Source organism: Aeromicrobium sp. S22 (genome assembly GCF_009661045.1).
Lineage (GTDB): Bacteria > Actinomycetota > Actinomycetes > Propionibacteriales > Nocardioidaceae > Aeromicrobium > Aeromicrobium yanjiei.
Genome location: NZ_WJWV01000003.1, coordinates 132,548 through 149,850, shown reverse-complemented (window position 1 = coordinate 149,850; position 17,303 = coordinate 132,548). Strand labels below are relative to the sequence as shown.

The following is a 17,303-nucleotide window of genomic DNA, read 5'->3' as shown; positions in this document are numbered from 1 at the left end:
ACCGGTCAAGGCAGGAGGCCGTGACGGCGAGCAGCCGCCACGGCCTCGTGCCGCGACCGGGCACCGAGGCGGGCCATCGCGCTGCGCAGATAGCTCTTGACCGTCTCGGTGCCGAGGCCCAGCCGCTCCGCGATCTCGACGTTGCGGCACCCCGCCGCGACGAGCGCCATCACGTCCAGCTGCCGCGCGGTGAGGGTGATCTCGCTGCGGGCGTCCTTCACCAGCAGGGCTTCGAGCCGCTCGCGGGTGCGCGGATCGGCGGTCTCGCGAGCGATGATCCGCATCTCGGCGAACGCATCTCGCAGGAGCTGCCGCTCCACGGTGCTCGGCCCGGCCGCCGCGACCGACTGCGCCAGGCGTACCCGCCGGTCCACCTCGTCGCGGATCTCCAGCTCGCCCGAGACCTTGCGCGCCTCGGCGACCAGCGCCTCGAGCGCAGCCTCCGACAGCGGCTCGCCGCCGCGGGTGCCGGCGTAGAGCAGCCCGCGGACGTCGTCGCGCACCACGATCGGCACGACCGCGAGGAACGTGACCCGCTCGCCGAGGATCTGCCGGTCGTACTCGTGCGTGATGTCGAGCGAGCTCCCATAGTCGCGGACGTACGCGGGGCGGCGGCTCAGCCAGGTCTTGCCGCCCAGCCCCAGCGAGGGCCGGATCGTGATCGTCGCGAGATCGGTCGTCACCTCGCCGAGCGTGAGGGTCACCGGCACGCCGTGCTCGTCGCGCAGGCCGCCGAACACCAGCGGCACGTCCCAGTCGCGCCGCAGCCGGGCCGCGGACGCGCGCAGCACCTCCAGGTCGTCGGCACGCACGTCGACCGTCATCGCGTACCCCCTTTCGGGGCTAGACCATCCCCCTCGACCACCCCACGATGTGGGGTAGACCACAGCAGTGTGCCACGGGTGCCTCACCGCGCCCGTCCCGTGCCGGACCACGAGCACCAGGAGACGACATGACCGAGCAGAACATCAGCAACCTGTCCCGCGAGGAGCGGACGTTCGCCCCGCCGGCGGATCTCGCCGCGAACGCGAACGTCAAGGCCGACGTCTACGAGACCGCGGCCGCGGACCCCGTCGCGTTCTGGGGCGAGCAGGCGGACCGCCTCGACTGGGGCACGCCGTTCACCGAGGTGCTGGACTGGTCGAACGCGCCGTTCGCGAAGTGGTTCGTCGGCGGCAAGCTCAACGCGGCGTACAACTGCGTCGACCGCCACGTCGAGGTCGGCAACGGCGACCGGGTCGCGCTGCACTTCGTCGGCGAGCCCGAGGACGACACCCGCGACATCACCTACTCCGAGCTCAAGGACCTGGTGTCCCAGGCCGCGAACGCGCTGATCGACCTGGGCGTCGAGACCGGCGACCGGGTCGCGATCTACCTGCCGATGATCCCCGAGGCGGTCGTCGCGATGCTGGCCTGCGCGCGCCTCGGCGCCCCGCACACCGTGGTGTTCGGCGGCTTCTCCGCCGACGCGCTGTCCAGCCGCATCCTGGACTGCGACGCCAAGGTCGTCATCACCGCCGACGGCGGCTTCCGCCGGGGCTCGCCGTCGGCGCTCAAGCCCGCGGTCGACGAGGCGCTGCAGAAGTGCCCCGACGTCACCGGCGTCCTCGTCGTGCGGCGCACCGGCCAGGACGTCGAGTGGACCGAGGGCCGAGACGTCTGGTGGCACGAGACCGTCGACCAGGCCTCCACCGAGCACACCCCGGAGATGTTCGACGCAGAGCACCCGCTCTACGTGATGTACACGTCCGGGACGACCGGATCCCCGAAGGGCATCCTGCACACGACCGGCGGCTACCTGGTGCAGTCGGCGTGGACGTTCTGGGCGGTCTTCGACCACAAGCCCGACGACGTCTACTGGTGCACCGCCGACGTCGGCTGGGTGACCGGCCACTCGTACATCGTCTACGGCCCGCTCGCGAACGGCGCGACGCAGGTGCTCTACGAGGGCACCCCCGACACCCCGCACAAGGGCCGCTGGTGGGAAATCATCGAGAAGTTCAAGGTCACGCTGTTCTACACCGCGCCCACTGCGATCCGCACCTGCATGAAGTGGGGCGAGGAGATCCCCGCGAAGTTCGACCTGTCCAGCCTGCGCATCCTTGGCTCGGTGGGCGAGTCGATCAACCCCGAGGCGTACGTCTGGTACCGCGACCACGTCGGCGGCGGTCGCACCCCGATCGTCGACACGTGGTGGCAGACCGAGACCGGCGCCCACATGATCAGCCCGCTGCCCGGCGTCACGTCCGGCAAGCCCGGGTCCGCGATGACCGCGATCCCCGGCATCTCGGCTGAGGTCGTCGACGACGCCGGGAAGCCGGTCGACAACGGCGAGGGCGGCTATCTCGTCATCACCGCGCCCTGGCCCTCGATGCTGCGCACGATCTGGGGGGACGACGAGCGCTACAAGAAGACGTACTGGTCGCGCTGGCCGCAGTACTACTTCGCCGGCGACGGCGCCCGCAAGGACGAGGACGGCGCGATCTGGCTGCTCGGCCGCGTGGACGACGTCATGAACGTGTCGGGGCACCGGCTCTCGACGACCGAGATCGAGTCCGCGCTCGTGTCGCACCCCAAGGTCGCCGAGGCCGCGGTCGTGGGTGCCACGGACGACACGACCGGCCAGGCCGTCGTCGCGTTCGTGATCCTGCGCGAGTCCGCCGGGGACGGCGGCACCGAGGTCCTCACCGAGCTGCGCAACCACGTCGGCAAGGAGATCGGGCCCATCGCCAAGCCGCGCCAGATCATGGTCGTCCCCGAGCTGCCCAAGACCCGCTCGGGCAAGATCATGCGGCGCCTGCTGCGCGACGTCGCAGAGAATCGCGAGGTCGGCAACACCACGACCCTCGCCGACTCCGGGGTCATGGACCTCATCACGAGCGGCATGCAAAAGGCCACCGACGAGGACTAGTCGCCTGCGAGTGGCGCAGTGGGGCGGTCCACCGGACCCGCCCGACTGCGCCACTCGTGTGGTGTTGGCCACACGCACAGGCGCAGGACGGGTCACGTTCAGGTTTCGGTCAGGTCGATCTGGGCACGATGGGCCCATGGAACCGACCCTCACGAGCACCGAGCGTGCCGCCGAGTCGACTGCCCACAACCGCCGCCGCGTGCGGACCGATCTGGTCGCCGGTGCGCTCCTGCTCGGCGTCGTGGTCGGCGGCAACATGATCTGGCACTCCCCCGACGTCGGCATCCTCACGGTGCTGGGACGCTGACCTGCGCACTGTGCCCGAACGCTTGTAGGCTCGCACCCATGAGCTCCACGGAAGACCCGACGATCGGTCGGCTCGTTGCCGATGCCAGCCGCGACATCTCCGCCCTGGTGCAGGCCGAGATCCAGCTCGCCAAGAGCGAGCTCAAGTTCAGCGCCAAGGCAGGTGGGGTCGGCGCGGCGATGATCGCGGTCGCCGCCTTCTTCGGCCTGCTCATCATCATCTTGCTGTCGATCGCGTTCGCGTACTTCCTGACCTGGACGGGACTCGACCCCGCGTGGGCGTTCCTGATCGTCGCGGGCGTCTACCTCGTGCTCGCGGCGGCTCTCATCTTCATCGGCATCAAGATGCTGAAGAAGATCCGCGCCCCCGAGAAGACGATCGCGACCGCACGCGAGATCCCCGCGGCCCTCAAGGGTCGTACGAGCTAGGAGGCCCGTCGGCCCGTCGCCAACCGGGCGACCAGGCCGACGACGATCGCGACGGCCCCGCCGATCGCGATCCACTCCAGCCAGCCGGCCAGCGAGTCCGACGCGCGATCCACCAGCAGGCGCTGGACCGTCCGAGCGAACGCGTTCTCGTCCTTCGCCTCGTCCACGAGGCGCGGTGCGATCTCCGACGACGCGAACCGGACCACGCCCGCCACGACCAGCGCGCCGACCCCGAGGGCCGCGACCGCGAGCGGACGGCTGCGGGCCGAGAGCAGCGACGTCACACCGGCCACGATCACCACGAGGAGCCCCAGCAGGCCGAATGTCGTGGACTGCGAGACGGCCTGGAGCCGTTCACGGTCGGACGCCGAGCCGATCGACACCGTGAGGTCCTGGGGGACGCGCAACGACACCGGCAGGTCCTTGTCGACCCGATCGGTGACGAACTGCGCCATGGGGCTCACGTCGACGGTCAGCGGCCCGCTCGCGTCCGAGAACGCCGACCGGTGCAGGCTGCGCTGCGTCTGCTCCCACGCCTCCACGAAGCCCGGCTGATTGGTCGTCGTCCGGGCGACCGCGGCGAGCGCGGACGCCGCGACGTCCTCGAGACGTCGGGGCAGCACGCCGCGCTGCACGAAGTCGTCGGCGAGGTAGTCCGCGAACGCGACCTGGAGCTCGTCGTCCATCGCCAGCTGGCTGCTGAACTCGACGTACCCGTCCTCCTGCGCGACGTGGGAGGAGACCCACAGCAGCGGCACGGTCACGATCGCGGCGAGCACCGTCAGGAGCCACGCGACGAGCGACGAGAACGACCGCATCAGGCACACTCCCCCGTCGAGACGGGCTGCGTGGCCGCGATGCCCTTGCGGGCGTCCTCGGCGACCTGGTCGGCCGTCAGCGCATAGCCCGTGGACTTGTTGGAGACCGAGGCCGCGAAGATCACGCCGAGGACCGATCCGTCCCTCGACACGAGCGGCCCGCCGGAGTTGCCCGAGCGGACCAGCCCGCGGACCGAGAAGGTCTCGCGCACGACCTGCCCGCGGTCGTAGATGTCCGGGCTGCGCAGCCGCATCTCGCTGCGGATCCGGGCCGCCCTTGCGTCGAAGGGACCGTTCTCGGGATAGCCGAGGATCGCTGCGGACTGGCCGGCCTTGCCGCCGCGGTCGAACGCCAGGGGCTCGAGGCCGAGCCCGTCCACGGCCAGCACCGCGACGTCCAGGTCGCGGTCGAACAGCACGACCCGTGCCGGCACCCGGCGATCACCCACGACGACGGACGGTGCCTCGACCCCGGCCACGACGTGCGCATTGGTCATGACCCGGCCGTCGGCGTACGCGAAGCCGGACCCCTCGATGCCCCGGTCGCACCTGGCCTGGCCCAGGATCTTCACGACGCTCTCGCGGGCCTTCTGCACGCCCGGTCGGGCCAACGTCGCGGTGTCGGGCGGGCCGACCTCGGCGATGTCCTCGCTCTCGAACGGGTCGATGTAGCGCGGGAACAGGTTGGAGTCGAGCACCTCGTTGAACGACCGCAGCACCGAGGTCGCCTGCGCCGGCATGACGCCGTCGACGCGCTGGAGGATCGAGGAGTCGCGCGAGGCGGTCGACAGGTAGGGGATCGACGTCCCGCTGACGGAGTAGCCGAGCGCCCACGCGGCGCACAGCACCGCGACCATGCTGAGGGCGCTGCCCGCGACCGCGTCGACCCACCGCAGGGGACGCCACGTGAGCCCGTCGCGCAGGACCGAGCCGACGTACGTGCCGATGGCCTGGCCGATCGCCGCGGCGCCGATCACGAGGCCCAGCGCGAGCAGCGAGCTGGACAGCGTGGGCGTGCCGCCGGACAGGACCTGCGGCACCAGCGCGATCGCGAGCAGGCCGCCGATCAGCAGGCCCACCGTCGCGACGAGGTTGATCACGAAGCCCTGGACGTATCCCGAGACCGCATAGGCCACCAGGATGACCACGATGACCAGGTCGAAGGAGTTCATCGCGAGGGCAGCTCGGGCAGCGGTCGGGTCACGCTGTCGTCCCACGGCTGCTCCCAGCCGAGCCGCTCGAACAGCCGGGAGATGACTCCTGCGGTGAAGCCCCAGAGCGGCATCGGGGTGCCCACCTCGAATGCTGGCCCCATCCAGCCCGAGGTGTGCCGGACGCTGAACCGGTTGAGCGGGTCGACCAGGCTGCGGATGGGCTGGTGGATCACCGTGACGACCTCCTGGTCGCTCACCGGTCCGAGCGGCTTCGGCTCGCGCCAGAAGCCCAGCACGGGTGTCACGGCGAAGTTGCTCGGCGGGAGCCACAGGGTCGGCAGGGTGCCGAAGACCTCGACCGTGCCGGGGTCCACGCCGACCTCCTCCTGCGCCTCGCGCAGGGCGGTCGCCGCCGCGTCCGCGTCCTCGGGATCGGACTTGCCGCCCGGGAACGCGATCTGGCCCGGGTGGTTGCGCATCGTGGCCGCGCGCTCGGTCAGCAGCAGCTCGGGGCCCGCCTCGCCCTCGGAGAACAGCATCAGCACCGCGGCCGGGCGCGCATCGGGCGGGACGCTGGGGAAGTTGGGCGACAGCTGCCCCGCGTCCACGGACGCGGCGAGCTCCTCGAGCGGCCGGAGCCAGTCGGGCAGGCCATCGGCCGTCATGGCGCCACTCCCAGATGATCGTCGATCGCGGCCGTCAGCTCGGCGTACGAACGGAACTCCTTGCGCTCCGTGGCCACCATTCTTCCCTGTGCGTCCACGAAGATCGTCTGCGGCAGGTTGACGACCTTGAGCGAGGCGACGGTCGTGCCCTCGGGGTCGACGAGCTGGGGGTACGTCACACCGGTCGCGCGGGCGAGCTCGATCGCGTCGTCGGGGGCGGCGTCCTTGAAGTCGATGCCGATGAACTGGACCCGGTCGCCGTACGCCTCGTCGGCCTTGGCGAGCAGGGGCATCTCGTTGCGGCACGGCGCGCACCAGCTCGCCCACAGGTTGATGACGGTGGGCTTGCCACCGAGCGCCGACAGGTCGACCGCACGGCCGCCGCCGAGGCACTCGAGCGTGACGTCCGGCAGGTCCGCGGCAGGTCGGCCCGGCGCGGGGCAGTCCTCGATCCCGGCGGCCTCCTTGGCACCGCTCAGCTCGTCGGGTGCGAACGTCGGCGCGGGGCCCCCGAACGTCGGCTTCGTGCTCGTGGGCTCGTCGGACCCGCAGGCTGCGACCGTGAGCAGGGCGGCGACGGCGACCAGCGCCCGGATCCTCATGCGGGCCCTTGGGTGGTCACGAGCGCGGCCGCGACGACCGGATCGGTCGGCCCGGTCCCGTACGCGGGGCACCAGTGGGCCACGGGGCAGGCTCCGCAGGCCGGCTTCTTGGCGTGGCAGCGGCGGCGCCCGTGCCAGATCAGCCGGTGGCTGAGCATCGTCCAGTCCTTGCGAGGGAAGAGCGCACCGACCGCGTGCTCGGTCTTGACCGGGTTCTTCGCGACGTCCTCGGTGACCCACTCGAAGCGTCGGACGAGCCGGGCGAAGTGCGTGTCGACCGTGATGCCCGGGACGCCGAACGCATTGCCCAGCACGACGTTCGCGGTCTTGCGGCCGACGCCCGGCAGGGTGACCAGGTCGCTCAGGCGAGCGGGGACCTCGCCGTCGTACCGCTCAACCAGCGCGGCGGACAGGCCCAGCAGGCTGTCGGTCTTGGCCCGGAAGAATCCGGTCGGCCGGATGATCTCCTCCAGCTCGGCGCGGGGGGCGCCCGCCATCGCGTACGGATCGGGGAACGCCGCGAACAGCGCGGGGGTGATCGCGTTGACCCGTCGGTCGGTCGTCTGCGCCGACAGGACGGTCGCGACGAGGAGCTCGAACGGCGTACGGAAGTCCAGCTCGCACCCTGCCTCGGGATAGGTCTCGGCGAGCACGCGATGCATCTTGCGGGCCCGGCGGACCAGGGCTGTGTCCGGTCGGGTCACGGTGGTCGGCACGTGCTCCAGAGTACGTCCCCCGGCGCGTGGCTCGCGGTGAGACGCCCGGATGTGGGAAACTGCGGGAGGGTGCACACATCGTGACCTCTGTGACACGACCGATAGGAAGACCGTGACCGACGACGTTCTGCGCCAGGCACCGCTGTTCTCCGGCCTCGACGACGAGGCTGCGGAGGCCCTCGAGTCCTCGATGTCGTCGAGCTCGTTGCGCCGCGGAGAGATCCTCTTCAACGAGGGCGACGACGGCAACCAGCTGTACGTCGTCACGGACGGCAAGATGAAGCTCGGACGCACGTCCCCCGACGGCCGCGAGAACCTCCTCGCGATCCTCGGACCCGGTCAAATGTTCGGCGAGCTGTCGTTCTTCGACCCCGGACCCCGCTCCGCGACCGCCACGGCCGTCACCGACGTCGAGCTGAAGTCGCTGGGCCACGAGGCCCTGAGCCCCGTCCTCAGCGCCCACCCCGATGTCGCCCACGCGCTGCTCAACCAGCTCGCGGGCCGCCTGCGCCGCACCAACGAGGTCGTCGGCGACCTGGTCTTCAGCGACGTCCCCGGTCGCGTCGCCAAGGCGCTGCTCGACCTGGCGTCGCGCTTCGGCCGCCGCGCGGACGACGGCATCCACGTCAACCACGACCTCACGCAGGAGGAGCTCGCCCAGCTGGTCGGCGCCTCCCGCGAGACGGTCAACAAGGCCCTGGCCGACTTCGCCTCACGCGGCTGGCTGCGCCTCGAGCCCCGCAGCGTCGTCATCCTCGACCTCGAGCGCCTCCAGCGCCGCGCCCGCTGACCCCTCCCCGTCCGCCCCGCCCCGTCTTTGTCTCCGTCTCCGTCTCCGAGATTTGGCGGGTTTGGCCCGCCACATGTCACGCCGCGTGATGTTTGGCGGGCTCTAGCGGACACATCTCGGACGGGCGCCGCGATAGCCGCGCTCGGCGAGCGCGTTGTAGACCCGCCAGGCGATCTGTGATTCATCGGCGAAGTCCTCGGCCGTGATGACGATGACGCGCCAGCCGAGCGACTCGATCCGTTCGCGCCGCAGGTGGTCGCGCTGTCGCTGCCCGGCATCGCGCTCGTGGTGCCAGCCGTCGTGCTCGACCAGCACCTTCCATCGCTCGTACACGAGATCGCCGTTCGCGATGTGGATGCCCTCGGCCGCGAAGATCCCCGCATTGGGCTCCGGCATCGGCAGACCGCTCGACCACACGATCCAGCGCACGTCGGACTCGCGGACCGAGTCGACCCGCTCCCTGACCAGCGGCGCGACGCGGCGCGCCCGCTGCACACCGTCGAGGTGCTCCGCGATCGCGAACGCGCGCAGGTCGAGCAGGTCCACGGATCCCTGCCGGACGAGCCAGTCGCCGATGCGCAGGAGCTCGCGGTCGTCCACGTCCGTCGCGACGTCGACGAACGTCCGCGCCGGGTCGAGGACCGGCACCCCGTGGACGAAGGCCGAGCGCAGCCGGAACTGGCGGCGGTGCAGCACGATCCCGGGCCGGTCGATCCGGGTGCCCGACGCTGTCGAGAAGTGCAACGGGTCGTCGGGCAGGCCGTCGTAGCCCGACCACACGAGCGCGGTCTGGTGGCTCAGCGCCGCGTCCTCGGGCAGCACGAGGAGGGCGCCGCGGACGCGCAGGTCCAGCGTGGCCGGCGTGCCCACTGCGCGGAAGACGCCCCGGTGCACCGTGGCGAATCGCGGCCCCTGGAGGGCTCGGCGACCCACGCCCGCGGCAGCCGCGTCCGCGACCGTGAACGCGCGCCCGACCAGCGCCGCAGGGACAGGTTCCATCCCCCGACGATCCGGGAGGCCGCAGCCGAGCTGAACCCGCGAGTCCCGGGCTGTGGACGGCGTACGCCCGCTGCCCGACCTGTGGACACCGAGATTTGGCGCCTTGAGCCCGCCAAAACTCACGATTCGTGAGGTGTGGCGGGCCAAACCCGCCAAATCTTGGAACCGGCGGGCGGGGCTAGGCGCGCAGGTAGGCGAGCTGGGCGGCGACGCTCTGCTCGGCGGCGGGCCACAGGGTCTGGTCGACGTCCTGGTAGACCGTCTCGACGACCTCGCGCGGAGTGGTCGCTCCGGCGGCGACCGCGGCACGGACCTGGTCGAGGCGCTCGGCACGGTGCTCGAGATAGAAGTCCACGACCGCCAGCGGATCGGTGACGACGGGGCCGTGGCCGGGCAGGATCTGCTCGACCAGCCCTTCCTCGACCAGCTCACGGACGCGGGCGAGGGAGTCCAGATAGGGGCCGAGGACGCCGTCGGGGTGCGCGATGACCGTGGTGCCGCGACCCAGGATCGTGTCGCCGCTGAGCAGCAGACGCTCGGCGCCGACCAGGAAGCACGCGGAGTCCGTGGTGTGCCCCGGCGTCGCCAGGACCTCGAGCCGCAGACCGTCGACGTCGATCGTCTCCCCGTCGGCCAGGACGTCGGCGGAGCGCGTGTACGCGGGGTCGATCGAGCGGGTGGGCGCCCCGGTCAGCTCGACGATCCGCTCGAGCGCCTCGGTGTGGTCGTGGTGCCGGTGGGTGAAGAGCACCAGCGCGATCTCTCCCGCGGCGTCCAGCACGGCCTGCAGGTGGCTGTCGTCGGCCGGTCCCGGGTCCACGACGACCGAGCGGGCGGCTCCGGGCTCCCGCAGGATCCACGTGTTGGTGCCGTCGAGCGTCATCAGTCCCGGGTTGTCGGCCAGGACGTACGACGCGCGCTCCGAGACGGTGACGGCGCTGCTGCTCATGCGGGACCTCCGAGGTCGGTCTCGAGATAGGGCTCGCCGTCGACGACGACGAGCGCGGGAAGGACCGTGTGGATCTTCCGCTCGGCGGCTGCCGCGAGCACGGTGCCGGCGGTGAAGGCCGACACCTCCCGGCACGCGGTCACGGTGGGCGGCATCATCGCCGCCTCCCCGGCCTCGACCGCCCGCAGCACCGCACTCAGCGGCGCCCAGTCGGCGCGGTCCGCCTCGCGGCTCATCGTGCCGACCTGCTGCCCCTCCGGCAGCGCCGCCACGAAGAACCGGGTGTCATAACGACGCGGCTCGAACGCCGGGGTGATCCAGTGCGCCCAGGCGCCGAGCAGGTCCGCCCGCAGCACGAGGCCCTCGCGGTTCAGGAAGTCCGCGAACGCGAGCTCACCGGCCTCCAGGGCCTCACGGGCGGCCTGCATCTCCGCGCCGCTCGTGTCGGCGACCACCGTGTCGCCGTCGGGGCCGGCCAGGAGGATGCCGGTCTCCTCGAACGTCTCGCGAACTGCGGCGACCACGAGACCACGCGCCAGGTCGGGGGCGCACCGGAACCGGCGACCCCAGTCCGCGGCGTCCGGGCCGAACCACGGCGTCGGCAGCTCGACGTCCGCAGCCGCCAGCCCGCCACCGGGGAAGACGTACATCCCGGCCGCGAACGCCATCGACGTCTGCCGCCGCATGAGGTACGCCTCGATGCCCTGCTCGCCGTCGCGGACGACGACGATCGTCGCCGCGTCCTTCGGAACGGCCGGATCGGCCGGCGGGTTGACGGCGCGCTCGCGCAGCCGCGCGGGCATCGGGATGCGGACGGTCATCGGACCTCGACGACCAGCTCGACCTCCACCGGGGCGTCCAGCGGCAGGACGGGCACGCCGACGGCACTGCGGGCGTGCTGGCCGGCATCGCCGAACGCGGCGCCGAACAGCTCGCTGGCGCCGTTGGCGACGGCCGGCTGGCCGGTGAAGTCGGGCGTGCTGGAGACGAACACCGTCGCCTTGACCACTCGCACCACGTCGTCCAGGTCGACCAATGACTTCACGGCCGCGATCGCGTTGAGCGCGCACTGCCGCGCGCAGTCGTACGCGTTGTCGGCGCTGACGTCGCCGCCCACCTTGCCGGTGGCCAGGAGCTGGCCGTCCTGCAGCGGCAGCTGGCCCGACGTGAAGACGTACGATCCCGAGCGCACCGCCGGGACGTACACCGCGACGGGGGCCGGCACCGGCGGGACGGACAGGCCGAGCTCGGCGAGGCGGTCGTCGACGGCAGCCATCAGCTCACCGGGCGCTTGAAGTAGGCGACCAGGTTCTCCGGGTTCATGCCGGGAACGATCTGCACGAGCTCCCAGCCGTCCTGGCCGAAGTTGTCGAGGATCTGCTTCGTGGCGTGCACGAGGACCGGGGCGGTGAGGTACTCCCATTTCGTCATGGGCCCGACTGTATCGCTGCACGCCGCCCACGGGGGGCCCGCCGATGCCCGCTGCCGGCGGATGCCCGCGATCGACGGGCGATCTGGCCTGTCCTCGGTAGGCTCGACACGTGCCCCATTCCACCCAGCTCCACGTCGTCACCGGCAAGGGCGGCACCGGCAAGACGACCGTCGCCGCCGCCCTGGCCATGTCCCTCGCCGGGCAGGGCAAGAAGGTCCTGCTGTGCGAGGTCGAGGGCCGCCAAGGCATCGCCCAGCTGTTCGACGTCCCGCCGCTGCCCTACGAGGAGCGTCAGATCGCGGTCGGCCTGGGCGGCGGCGAGGTCTACGCGCTGGCGATCGACCCGGAGGCCGCGCTGCTGGAGTACCTCGCGATGTACTACCGGCTCGGCCGGGCGGGCAAGGCCCTCGACAAGTTCGGCATCATCGACTTCGCCACGACCATCGCCCCCGGCGTCCGCGACGTGCTGCTGACCGGCAAGGTCTACGAGGCCGCCCGTCGCCGCGACGGCGACTCGTTCTCGTACGACGCGGTCATCATGGACGCGCCGCCGACGGGGCGCATCACCCGCTTCCTCAACGTGAACTCCGAGGTCGCCGGTCTCGCCAAGGTCGGCCCGATCCGCCGCCAGGCCGACTCGATCATGGAGATGATGCGTTCGCCGCAGACGCACGTCCACCTCGTGACGGTGCTGGAGGAGATGCCCGTCCAGGAGACCATCGACGGCATCGCCGAGCTGACGTCCGAGCGGCTCCCGGTCGGTCACGTGATCCTCAACCTCGTACGCCCGTCGCTCGTCTCGGCGACCACCCGTGACGCCCTCGAGGACGGCACGCTCGCGCCGTCGCAGGTCGAGCAGTCCCTGCAGCGGGTGGGCCTCGAGCCGGCCGCCGCCCCTGACCTGATCGAGGGTGGCCTGGCCCACCTGGAGCGCCAGCGCCTGCAGGACGGGCAGCGCACGATCCTGGAGGAGTGCGGCGTCCCCCTCGTCGAGCTGCCGCTGCTGGGTGACGGCATCGACCTGGGTGCCCTGTTCGAGCTCGCCGACCAGCTGGGAGACCTCGCATGACCGGGAAGGCACAGACGACCCCCTCGGCCCGCAAGGGACGGACGACGCCGCGCGGCGGCACCCGTACGACCGTCGCCGGTCGGCTCGACGTCGACGCGCTGCTCGACGACCGCACGACCGAGATCGTCGTGTGCTGCGGCTCCGGCGGAGTGGGCAAGACCACGTCCGCCGCGGCCCTGGCCCTCCGCGCCGCCGAGAAGGGCCGCACGGTGTGCGTCCTGACGATCGACCCCGCGCGCCGTCTCGCCCAGTCGATGGGGTTGACCGAGCTCGACAACACCCCGCGACCGGTCAAGGACGTCGACGACAGCGCCGGCGGGTCGCTCGACGCGATGATGCTGGACATGAAGCGGACGTTCGACGAGGTCGTCGAGCAGCATGCGACACCCGACAAGGCGCAGCAGATCCTCAGCAACCCGTTCTACGTGGCCCTGTCCAGCTCGTTCGCGGGCACGCAGGAGTACATGGCGATGGAGAAGCTGGGCCAGCTGCACGCGACCGGCCGCTGGGACCTCATCGTCGTGGACACCCCGCCGTCACGGTCCGCACTGGACTTCCTCGACGCGCCCGACCGGCTGTCGTCGATGCTTGACGGCCGGTTCATCAAGCTCATGCTGGCCCCCGCGAAGGGACCGGCGCGGCTGCTGAGCGCCGGCTTCGGCATCGTGACGAGCGCCCTCAACAAGGTGCTGGGCGCGCAGGTGCTGACCGACATGCAGACGTTCATCGCGGCGTTCGACACCCTGTTCGGCGGGTTCCGCCAGCGTGCCGAGAGCACCTACGCGCTGCTGCAGGCCGAGGGCACCGCGTTCGTGGTGGTCGCCGCACCGGAGCCGGCCGCGATGCGCGAGGCGTCGTACTTCGTCGAGCGCCTCGCCGCGGAGCAGATGCCCCTGGCCGGCCTGGTCGTCAACCGCGTCCACGAGAACGGCGCCGACGGCATCACCGAGGCCGACGCGGAGTCCGCGGGGCGCAGGCTCGCAGCGGGCGACGAGACCGACAAGATGACCGCCGAGCTGCTGGCGATCCACGCCGACCGCATGCGGGTCGACGCGCGCGAGTCACGCCTCAAGAAGCGCTTCAGCGCGGCGCACCCCGCCGTGCCGACGGTGTCGGTGGCAGCGCTGGCCGGTGACGTGCACGATCTCGACGGCCTGCGCCGGATCGGATCGCTGCTGAGCGGCGACGACCAGCAGGCGTGAGGACGTGGGGGCCAGACGTACTGGCTAGACCGCGACCTGGAGGATGCTGCGCCACGCGGTGACGTTCGGGCGACGACGCAGCAGCGCACGGCGCTCGCGCTCGGTCATGCCGCCCCAGACGCCCCACTCGATGCGGTTGTCCAGCGCTTCGGCCAGGCACTCCGCCCGGACGTGGCACGTCCCGCAGACCTGCTTCGCACGGTTCTGCTCGGCGCCCTTGACGAACAAGGCGTCGGACTTGCCCCGACAGGCGGCTTCAGCCGCCCAGTTCTCATTCCACATCCTGTACCTCCCCCGAGACCGGTCGGATGACCGAAGTTGGTACTGACAAATCTAGGAACTTCGTCCTCCCGGCGGCAGACGCAAGCGGGCCATTTTGACTAGCCACAAAGAACTAGACACCTTGTCGCGTTCGTGTCGGGTGATGGAGGGGTTGCCGCCCGTCACGTACGCTGTGGGGCATGGCTTTGGACGACTTCCGCAACCTGCTACGCCGCGCTGCCCAGACCGAGCCGCGCACGGGCGGGCGCGGTGGTCGCATCGGCGTCATGGCCGGCCTCTCGGCGTTCGCCGGTCTGCTGATCGCCCTCATGATGATCCCGGCGACGGCGCTGGTCGCGGTCACGTTCAACGACGTGACCAATGACGTCGTCGAGATGCCCCTGGAGCTGGAGGACCAGCCCAACGCCCAGACGACCCGCCTCCTGGCTTCCAACGGCGACCTGATCGCGTACTTCTACAAGGAGAACCGGCAGGACGTCCCGCTGAAGGACATCGCGCCGGTCATGCAGGACGCACTGATCTCGATCGAGGACAACCGCTTCTTCGAGCACGGCGCCCTCGACCTCAAGGGCACGCTCCGCGCGCTGGTCAACAACGCGTCCGAGGGCCAGACGCAGGGTGGATCGTCGATCACGCAGCAGCTCGTCAAGCTCACGCTCGTGTCGCAGGCCACGACCAAGGAGCAGGTCAAGGCGGCCACCGAGAAGTCGACCGCGCGCAAGATCCGCGAGCTCAAGCTCGCGATCGACTACGAGGCGACGCACACCAAGAAGGAGATCCTGGAGCGCTACCTCAACCTGGCGTACTTCGGTGACGGCGCCTACGGCATCAGCGCGGCCTCGTTCCACTACTTCTCCCGCAGCCCCGACAGCCTCAACGCCCGGCAGGCCGCGACGCTCGCCGGCCTGGTCAAGAACCCGGTCGAGTTCGATCCCAACGTCTACCCCGAGAAGGCCCTGCAGCGGCGCAACACCGTGCTCGCGGTCATGGCGCGCCTCGGCAAGATCACGCCGAAGCAGGCCGAGAAGTTCCAGGCCGCCCCGCTCGCGCTCAAGATCACCGAGTTCCCCAACGGCTGCGTCAGCTCGGCCGCCGAGTTCTCGTGCGACTACGCCCGCCGCTGGCTGCTGCGCCAGCCCGCGCTCGGCGCCACGACCCAGGAGCGCCAGACACTCCTCGAGCGCGGTGGCCTGACGATCAAGTCCAACTTCGACCTGCGCGCCCAGAAGGCCACCGACGACGCGGTCGAGTCCACCGTGAAGCCCACCGACAACGAGGCCATCGCGGCGCTCGCGTCCATCGAGCCCGGCACCGGCAAGGTCCGCGCCCTCTCGCAGTCGCGTCCGATGGGCCGCAGCAAGAAGAAGGGCCAGTCCTTCATCAACTTCGTCGTCCCTCGCCGCTACGGCGACTCCGGCGGCTTCCCGGCCGGCTCGACGTTCAAGCTCTTCACCGTCACCGCAGCGCTCAACAAGGGCATCGACGTCGGCCAGACGTTCAACTCGCCGGCGAGCATGACCATCCCGGGCGGCTCGTTCAAGACCTGCGAGGGCCTCAACATCACCGATCCGTGGCCGGTCAAGAACTCGACCACGTCGGGCAGCAAGAACATGTACACCGGCACCCGCGAGTCGGTGAACACCTACTTCGCGCAGCTGGAGAAGATGGCCGGCCTCTGCAACGTCGTCAAGGCCGCCGAGTCGATGGGCATCACAGTCCTCGACAACCAGCAGGTCGGGCCGTTCACCCTCGGCGTCACCAACGTGAGCCCGCTCGACATGGCCGCGGCATACGCGACGTTCGCCTCGGGCGGCGAGTACTGCAAGCCCCGTCCGGTCGCCGAGATCCTCGACGCCAAGGGCAACACGCTCAAGCGGTTCAAGCCCGTCTGCTCAGAGGTCATGTCCAAGGACGAGGCCGCGCAGATCAACGACATCCTGCGCGGGGTGCAGGAGCGCGGAGGCTTCGGCTTCCAGAACGGCACCGGGCTGCGGATCCCGTCAGCCGCCAAGACCGGAACCGCCCAGGACAACCAGTCGGTCTGGTACGTCGGTTACACCCCCGAGCTCTCGACCGCCTCGATGATCGCCGGCGTGAAGAAGAACGGCAGCCCGCGCTCGCTGGCCGGCGTCAAGATCAACGGCGCCTTCCTCAACTTCCAGTCCGTCGGCGGCAGCTCGCTGGCCGGCCCGATGTGGGCCAAGGCCATGCAGAAGATCCAGGACTACCTGACCCCGGTCAACTTCGATCCTCCGCCGAAGCGCCAGCCCGTGGCCAAGAAGGTGGCCAAGAGCGACGACGACCGGGGCAAGAAGCCCAAGCCGCGGGGCCGCGACCGCGACCGCGCCTGACCCCCACGTCCCACCCCTCCACCCCCGCCCAGATCTGCGGAGTCCTGCACCAAATTCTCGCTGAAAAGCGTGCAGAAGGGCGCAGATCTGGGCGGGGTACGTGCGGGGGTCAGGCGCCGAGCTGGCGCTTGACCTCGGCGGCGACCGCACCGCCGTCGGCCTTGCCCTTGACCTGGGGCGAGACGATGCCCATGACCTTGCCCATGGCCTTCATGCCCTCGCCGGCGGCCCCCGCGGAGTCCACCGCGGCCGAGACGATCACGGCGATCTCCTCGGGCGACAGCTGGGCCGGCAGGTACTCCGCGAGGATCGCGGCCTCGGCCTTCTCCTTCTCCGCGAGCTCGGGACGGTTGCCGTCCGCGAACGCCTGGGCCGCCTCGCGACGCTTCTTGGCCTCGCGCTCGAGCACCGTCAGGACGTCCTCGTCGGTCAGCTCCTTGGCCTCCTTGCCGGAGACCTCGGCCGTGGTGATCGCGGTGAGCACCATGCGAAGGGTCGAGGTGCGCAGCGCGTCCCGCGCCTTCATCGAGGTGGTGAGGTCGGTGTGGAGCTGGTCCTTGAGAGCTGACATGGCCCCATTGTCCCACTGACCCGGCAGGCCCTCCGCGCGAAGTGCCCACCCGGATGA

At 70.8% G+C, this 17,303-nt stretch carries 20 protein-coding genes; 7 read left to right on the top strand and 13 right to left on the bottom strand.

What is annotated here, in order from left to right; genetic code table 11:
- Window positions 1-5: 5 nt before the first annotated feature.
- Window positions 6-824: a LuxR C-terminal-related transcriptional regulator gene (locus GEV27_RS13670; RefSeq protein ID WP_153934856.1), complete on the bottom strand. Its 819-nt coding sequence runs from the start codon at window positions 822-824 to the stop codon at window positions 6-8.
- Between the two features lie 128 nt (window positions 825-952).
- Between GEV27_RS13670 and acs the strand changes: the two genes are divergently transcribed.
- The 3 genes from acs (at window position 953) to GEV27_RS13655 (ending at window position 3,646) form a co-directional block, all read left to right on the top strand.
- Entirely contained in the window at window positions 953-2,911 is a 1,959-nt protein-coding gene (acs, locus tag GEV27_RS13665) for an acetate--CoA ligase (RefSeq protein WP_153934855.1), read from the top strand.
- Between the two features lie 136 nt (window positions 2,912-3,047).
- A complete protein-coding gene (locus GEV27_RS13660) occupies window positions 3,048-3,218 on the top strand; it encodes a hypothetical protein (RefSeq protein WP_153934854.1) in 171 nt (56 codons plus the stop codon).
- A gap of 38 nt (window positions 3,219-3,256) precedes the next feature.
- The gene (locus tag GEV27_RS13655; RefSeq protein WP_153651439.1) at window positions 3,257-3,646 is read left to right on the top strand and encodes a phage holin family protein; all 390 of its coding nucleotides are present in this window, start codon (window positions 3,257-3,259) and stop codon (window positions 3,644-3,646) included.
- On the opposite strand, the gene GEV27_RS13650 is transcribed toward GEV27_RS13655, so the two are convergent.
- The 5 genes from GEV27_RS13650 to nth are packed head-to-tail and all read right to left on the bottom strand — an operon-like array spanning window position 3,643 to window position 7,547.
- Window positions 3,643-4,464: a hypothetical protein gene (locus tag GEV27_RS13650; protein WP_153934853.1), complete on the bottom strand. Its 822-nt coding sequence runs from the start codon at window positions 4,462-4,464 to the stop codon at window positions 3,643-3,645. The genes GEV27_RS13655 and GEV27_RS13650 overlap by 4 nt on opposite strands.
- Window positions 4,464-5,681 (bottom strand): MarP family serine protease, encoded by a 1,218-nt coding sequence (locus GEV27_RS13645; protein ID WP_309222247.1) that lies wholly within the window; start codon window positions 5,679-5,681, stop codon window positions 4,464-4,466. The genes GEV27_RS13650 and GEV27_RS13645 overlap by 1 nt, the downstream gene beginning before the upstream one ends.
- Window positions 5,633-6,283, bottom strand: coding sequence for a CoA pyrophosphatase (locus GEV27_RS13640; protein ID WP_153651437.1), 651 nt, complete (start codon window positions 6,281-6,283; stop codon window positions 5,633-5,635). Before GEV27_RS13640 ends, GEV27_RS13645 begins: the two co-directional genes overlap by 49 nt.
- Window positions 6,280-6,885, bottom strand: coding sequence for a TlpA disulfide reductase family protein (locus GEV27_RS13635; protein ID WP_153651436.1), 606 nt, complete (start codon window positions 6,883-6,885; stop codon window positions 6,280-6,282). The genes GEV27_RS13640 and GEV27_RS13635 overlap by 4 nt, the downstream gene beginning before the upstream one ends.
- A complete protein-coding gene (nth, locus tag GEV27_RS13630) occupies window positions 6,882-7,547 on the bottom strand; it encodes an endonuclease III (protein ID WP_153935034.1) in 666 nt (221 codons plus the stop codon). Before nth ends, GEV27_RS13635 begins: the two co-directional genes overlap by 4 nt.
- 166 nt (window positions 7,548-7,713) lie before the next feature.
- On the opposite strand from nth, the gene GEV27_RS13625 reads away from it, so the two are divergent.
- A complete protein-coding gene (locus GEV27_RS13625) occupies window positions 7,714-8,391 on the top strand; it encodes a Crp/Fnr family transcriptional regulator (protein WP_153651435.1) in 678 nt (225 codons plus the stop codon).
- Between the two features lie 102 nt (window positions 8,392-8,493).
- Here GEV27_RS13625 and GEV27_RS13620 read toward each other — a convergent pair whose 3' ends face one another.
- The 5 genes from GEV27_RS13620 to GEV27_RS13600 form a co-directional block, all read right to left on the bottom strand.
- A complete protein-coding gene (locus tag GEV27_RS13620; RefSeq protein ID WP_153934852.1) occupies window positions 8,494-9,390 on the bottom strand; it encodes a DUF559 domain-containing protein in 897 nt (298 codons plus the stop codon).
- A gap of 178 nt (window positions 9,391-9,568) precedes the next feature.
- Entirely contained in the window at window positions 9,569-10,339 is a 771-nt protein-coding gene (locus GEV27_RS13615; protein ID WP_153934851.1) for an MBL fold metallo-hydrolase, read from the bottom strand.
- Window positions 10,336-11,160, bottom strand: coding sequence for an NUDIX hydrolase (locus tag GEV27_RS13610; RefSeq protein WP_228765268.1), 825 nt, complete (start codon window positions 11,158-11,160; stop codon window positions 10,336-10,338). The genes GEV27_RS13615 and GEV27_RS13610 overlap by 4 nt, the downstream gene beginning before the upstream one ends.
- Window positions 11,157-11,615 (bottom strand): RidA family protein, encoded by a 459-nt coding sequence (locus GEV27_RS13605; protein ID WP_153651432.1) that lies wholly within the window; start codon window positions 11,613-11,615, stop codon window positions 11,157-11,159. Before GEV27_RS13605 ends, GEV27_RS13610 begins: the two co-directional genes overlap by 4 nt.
- The gene (locus GEV27_RS13600) at window positions 11,615-11,770 is read right to left on the bottom strand and encodes a DUF4177 domain-containing protein (protein ID WP_153909583.1); all 156 of its coding nucleotides are present in this window, start codon (window positions 11,768-11,770) and stop codon (window positions 11,615-11,617) included. The genes GEV27_RS13605 and GEV27_RS13600 overlap by 1 nt, the downstream gene beginning before the upstream one ends.
- 110 nt (window positions 11,771-11,880) lie before the next feature.
- Here GEV27_RS13600 and GEV27_RS13595 point away from each other — a divergent pair, with 110 nt between their 5' ends.
- Both GEV27_RS13595 and GEV27_RS13590 read left to right on the top strand, forming a co-directional pair.
- Window positions 11,881-12,840 (top strand): ArsA-related P-loop ATPase, encoded by a 960-nt coding sequence (locus tag GEV27_RS13595; protein WP_153651430.1) that lies wholly within the window; start codon window positions 11,881-11,883, stop codon window positions 12,838-12,840.
- The gene (locus tag GEV27_RS13590; protein ID WP_153909584.1) at window positions 12,837-14,042 is read left to right on the top strand and encodes an ArsA-related P-loop ATPase; all 1,206 of its coding nucleotides are present in this window, start codon (window positions 12,837-12,839) and stop codon (window positions 14,040-14,042) included. The genes GEV27_RS13595 and GEV27_RS13590 overlap by 4 nt, the downstream gene beginning before the upstream one ends.
- Window positions 14,043-14,066: 24 nt before the next feature.
- On the opposite strand, the gene GEV27_RS13585 is transcribed toward GEV27_RS13590, so the two are convergent.
- Window positions 14,067-14,324, bottom strand: coding sequence for a WhiB family transcriptional regulator (locus tag GEV27_RS13585; protein ID WP_153651428.1), 258 nt, complete (start codon window positions 14,322-14,324; stop codon window positions 14,067-14,069).
- 179 nt (window positions 14,325-14,503) lie between these two features.
- On the opposite strand from GEV27_RS13585, the gene GEV27_RS13580 reads away from it, so the two are divergent.
- A complete protein-coding gene (locus GEV27_RS13580) occupies window positions 14,504-16,675 on the top strand; it encodes a transglycosylase domain-containing protein (RefSeq protein WP_153651427.1) in 2,172 nt (723 codons plus the stop codon).
- A 109-nt stretch (window positions 16,676-16,784) separates the two neighbouring features.
- Here the strand turns inward: GEV27_RS13580 and GEV27_RS13575 are convergent, their stop codons facing one another.
- A complete protein-coding gene (locus GEV27_RS13575; RefSeq protein ID WP_153934850.1) occupies window positions 16,785-17,246 on the bottom strand; it encodes a GatB/YqeY domain-containing protein in 462 nt (153 codons plus the stop codon).
- Window positions 17,247-17,303: the final 57 nt, after the last annotated feature.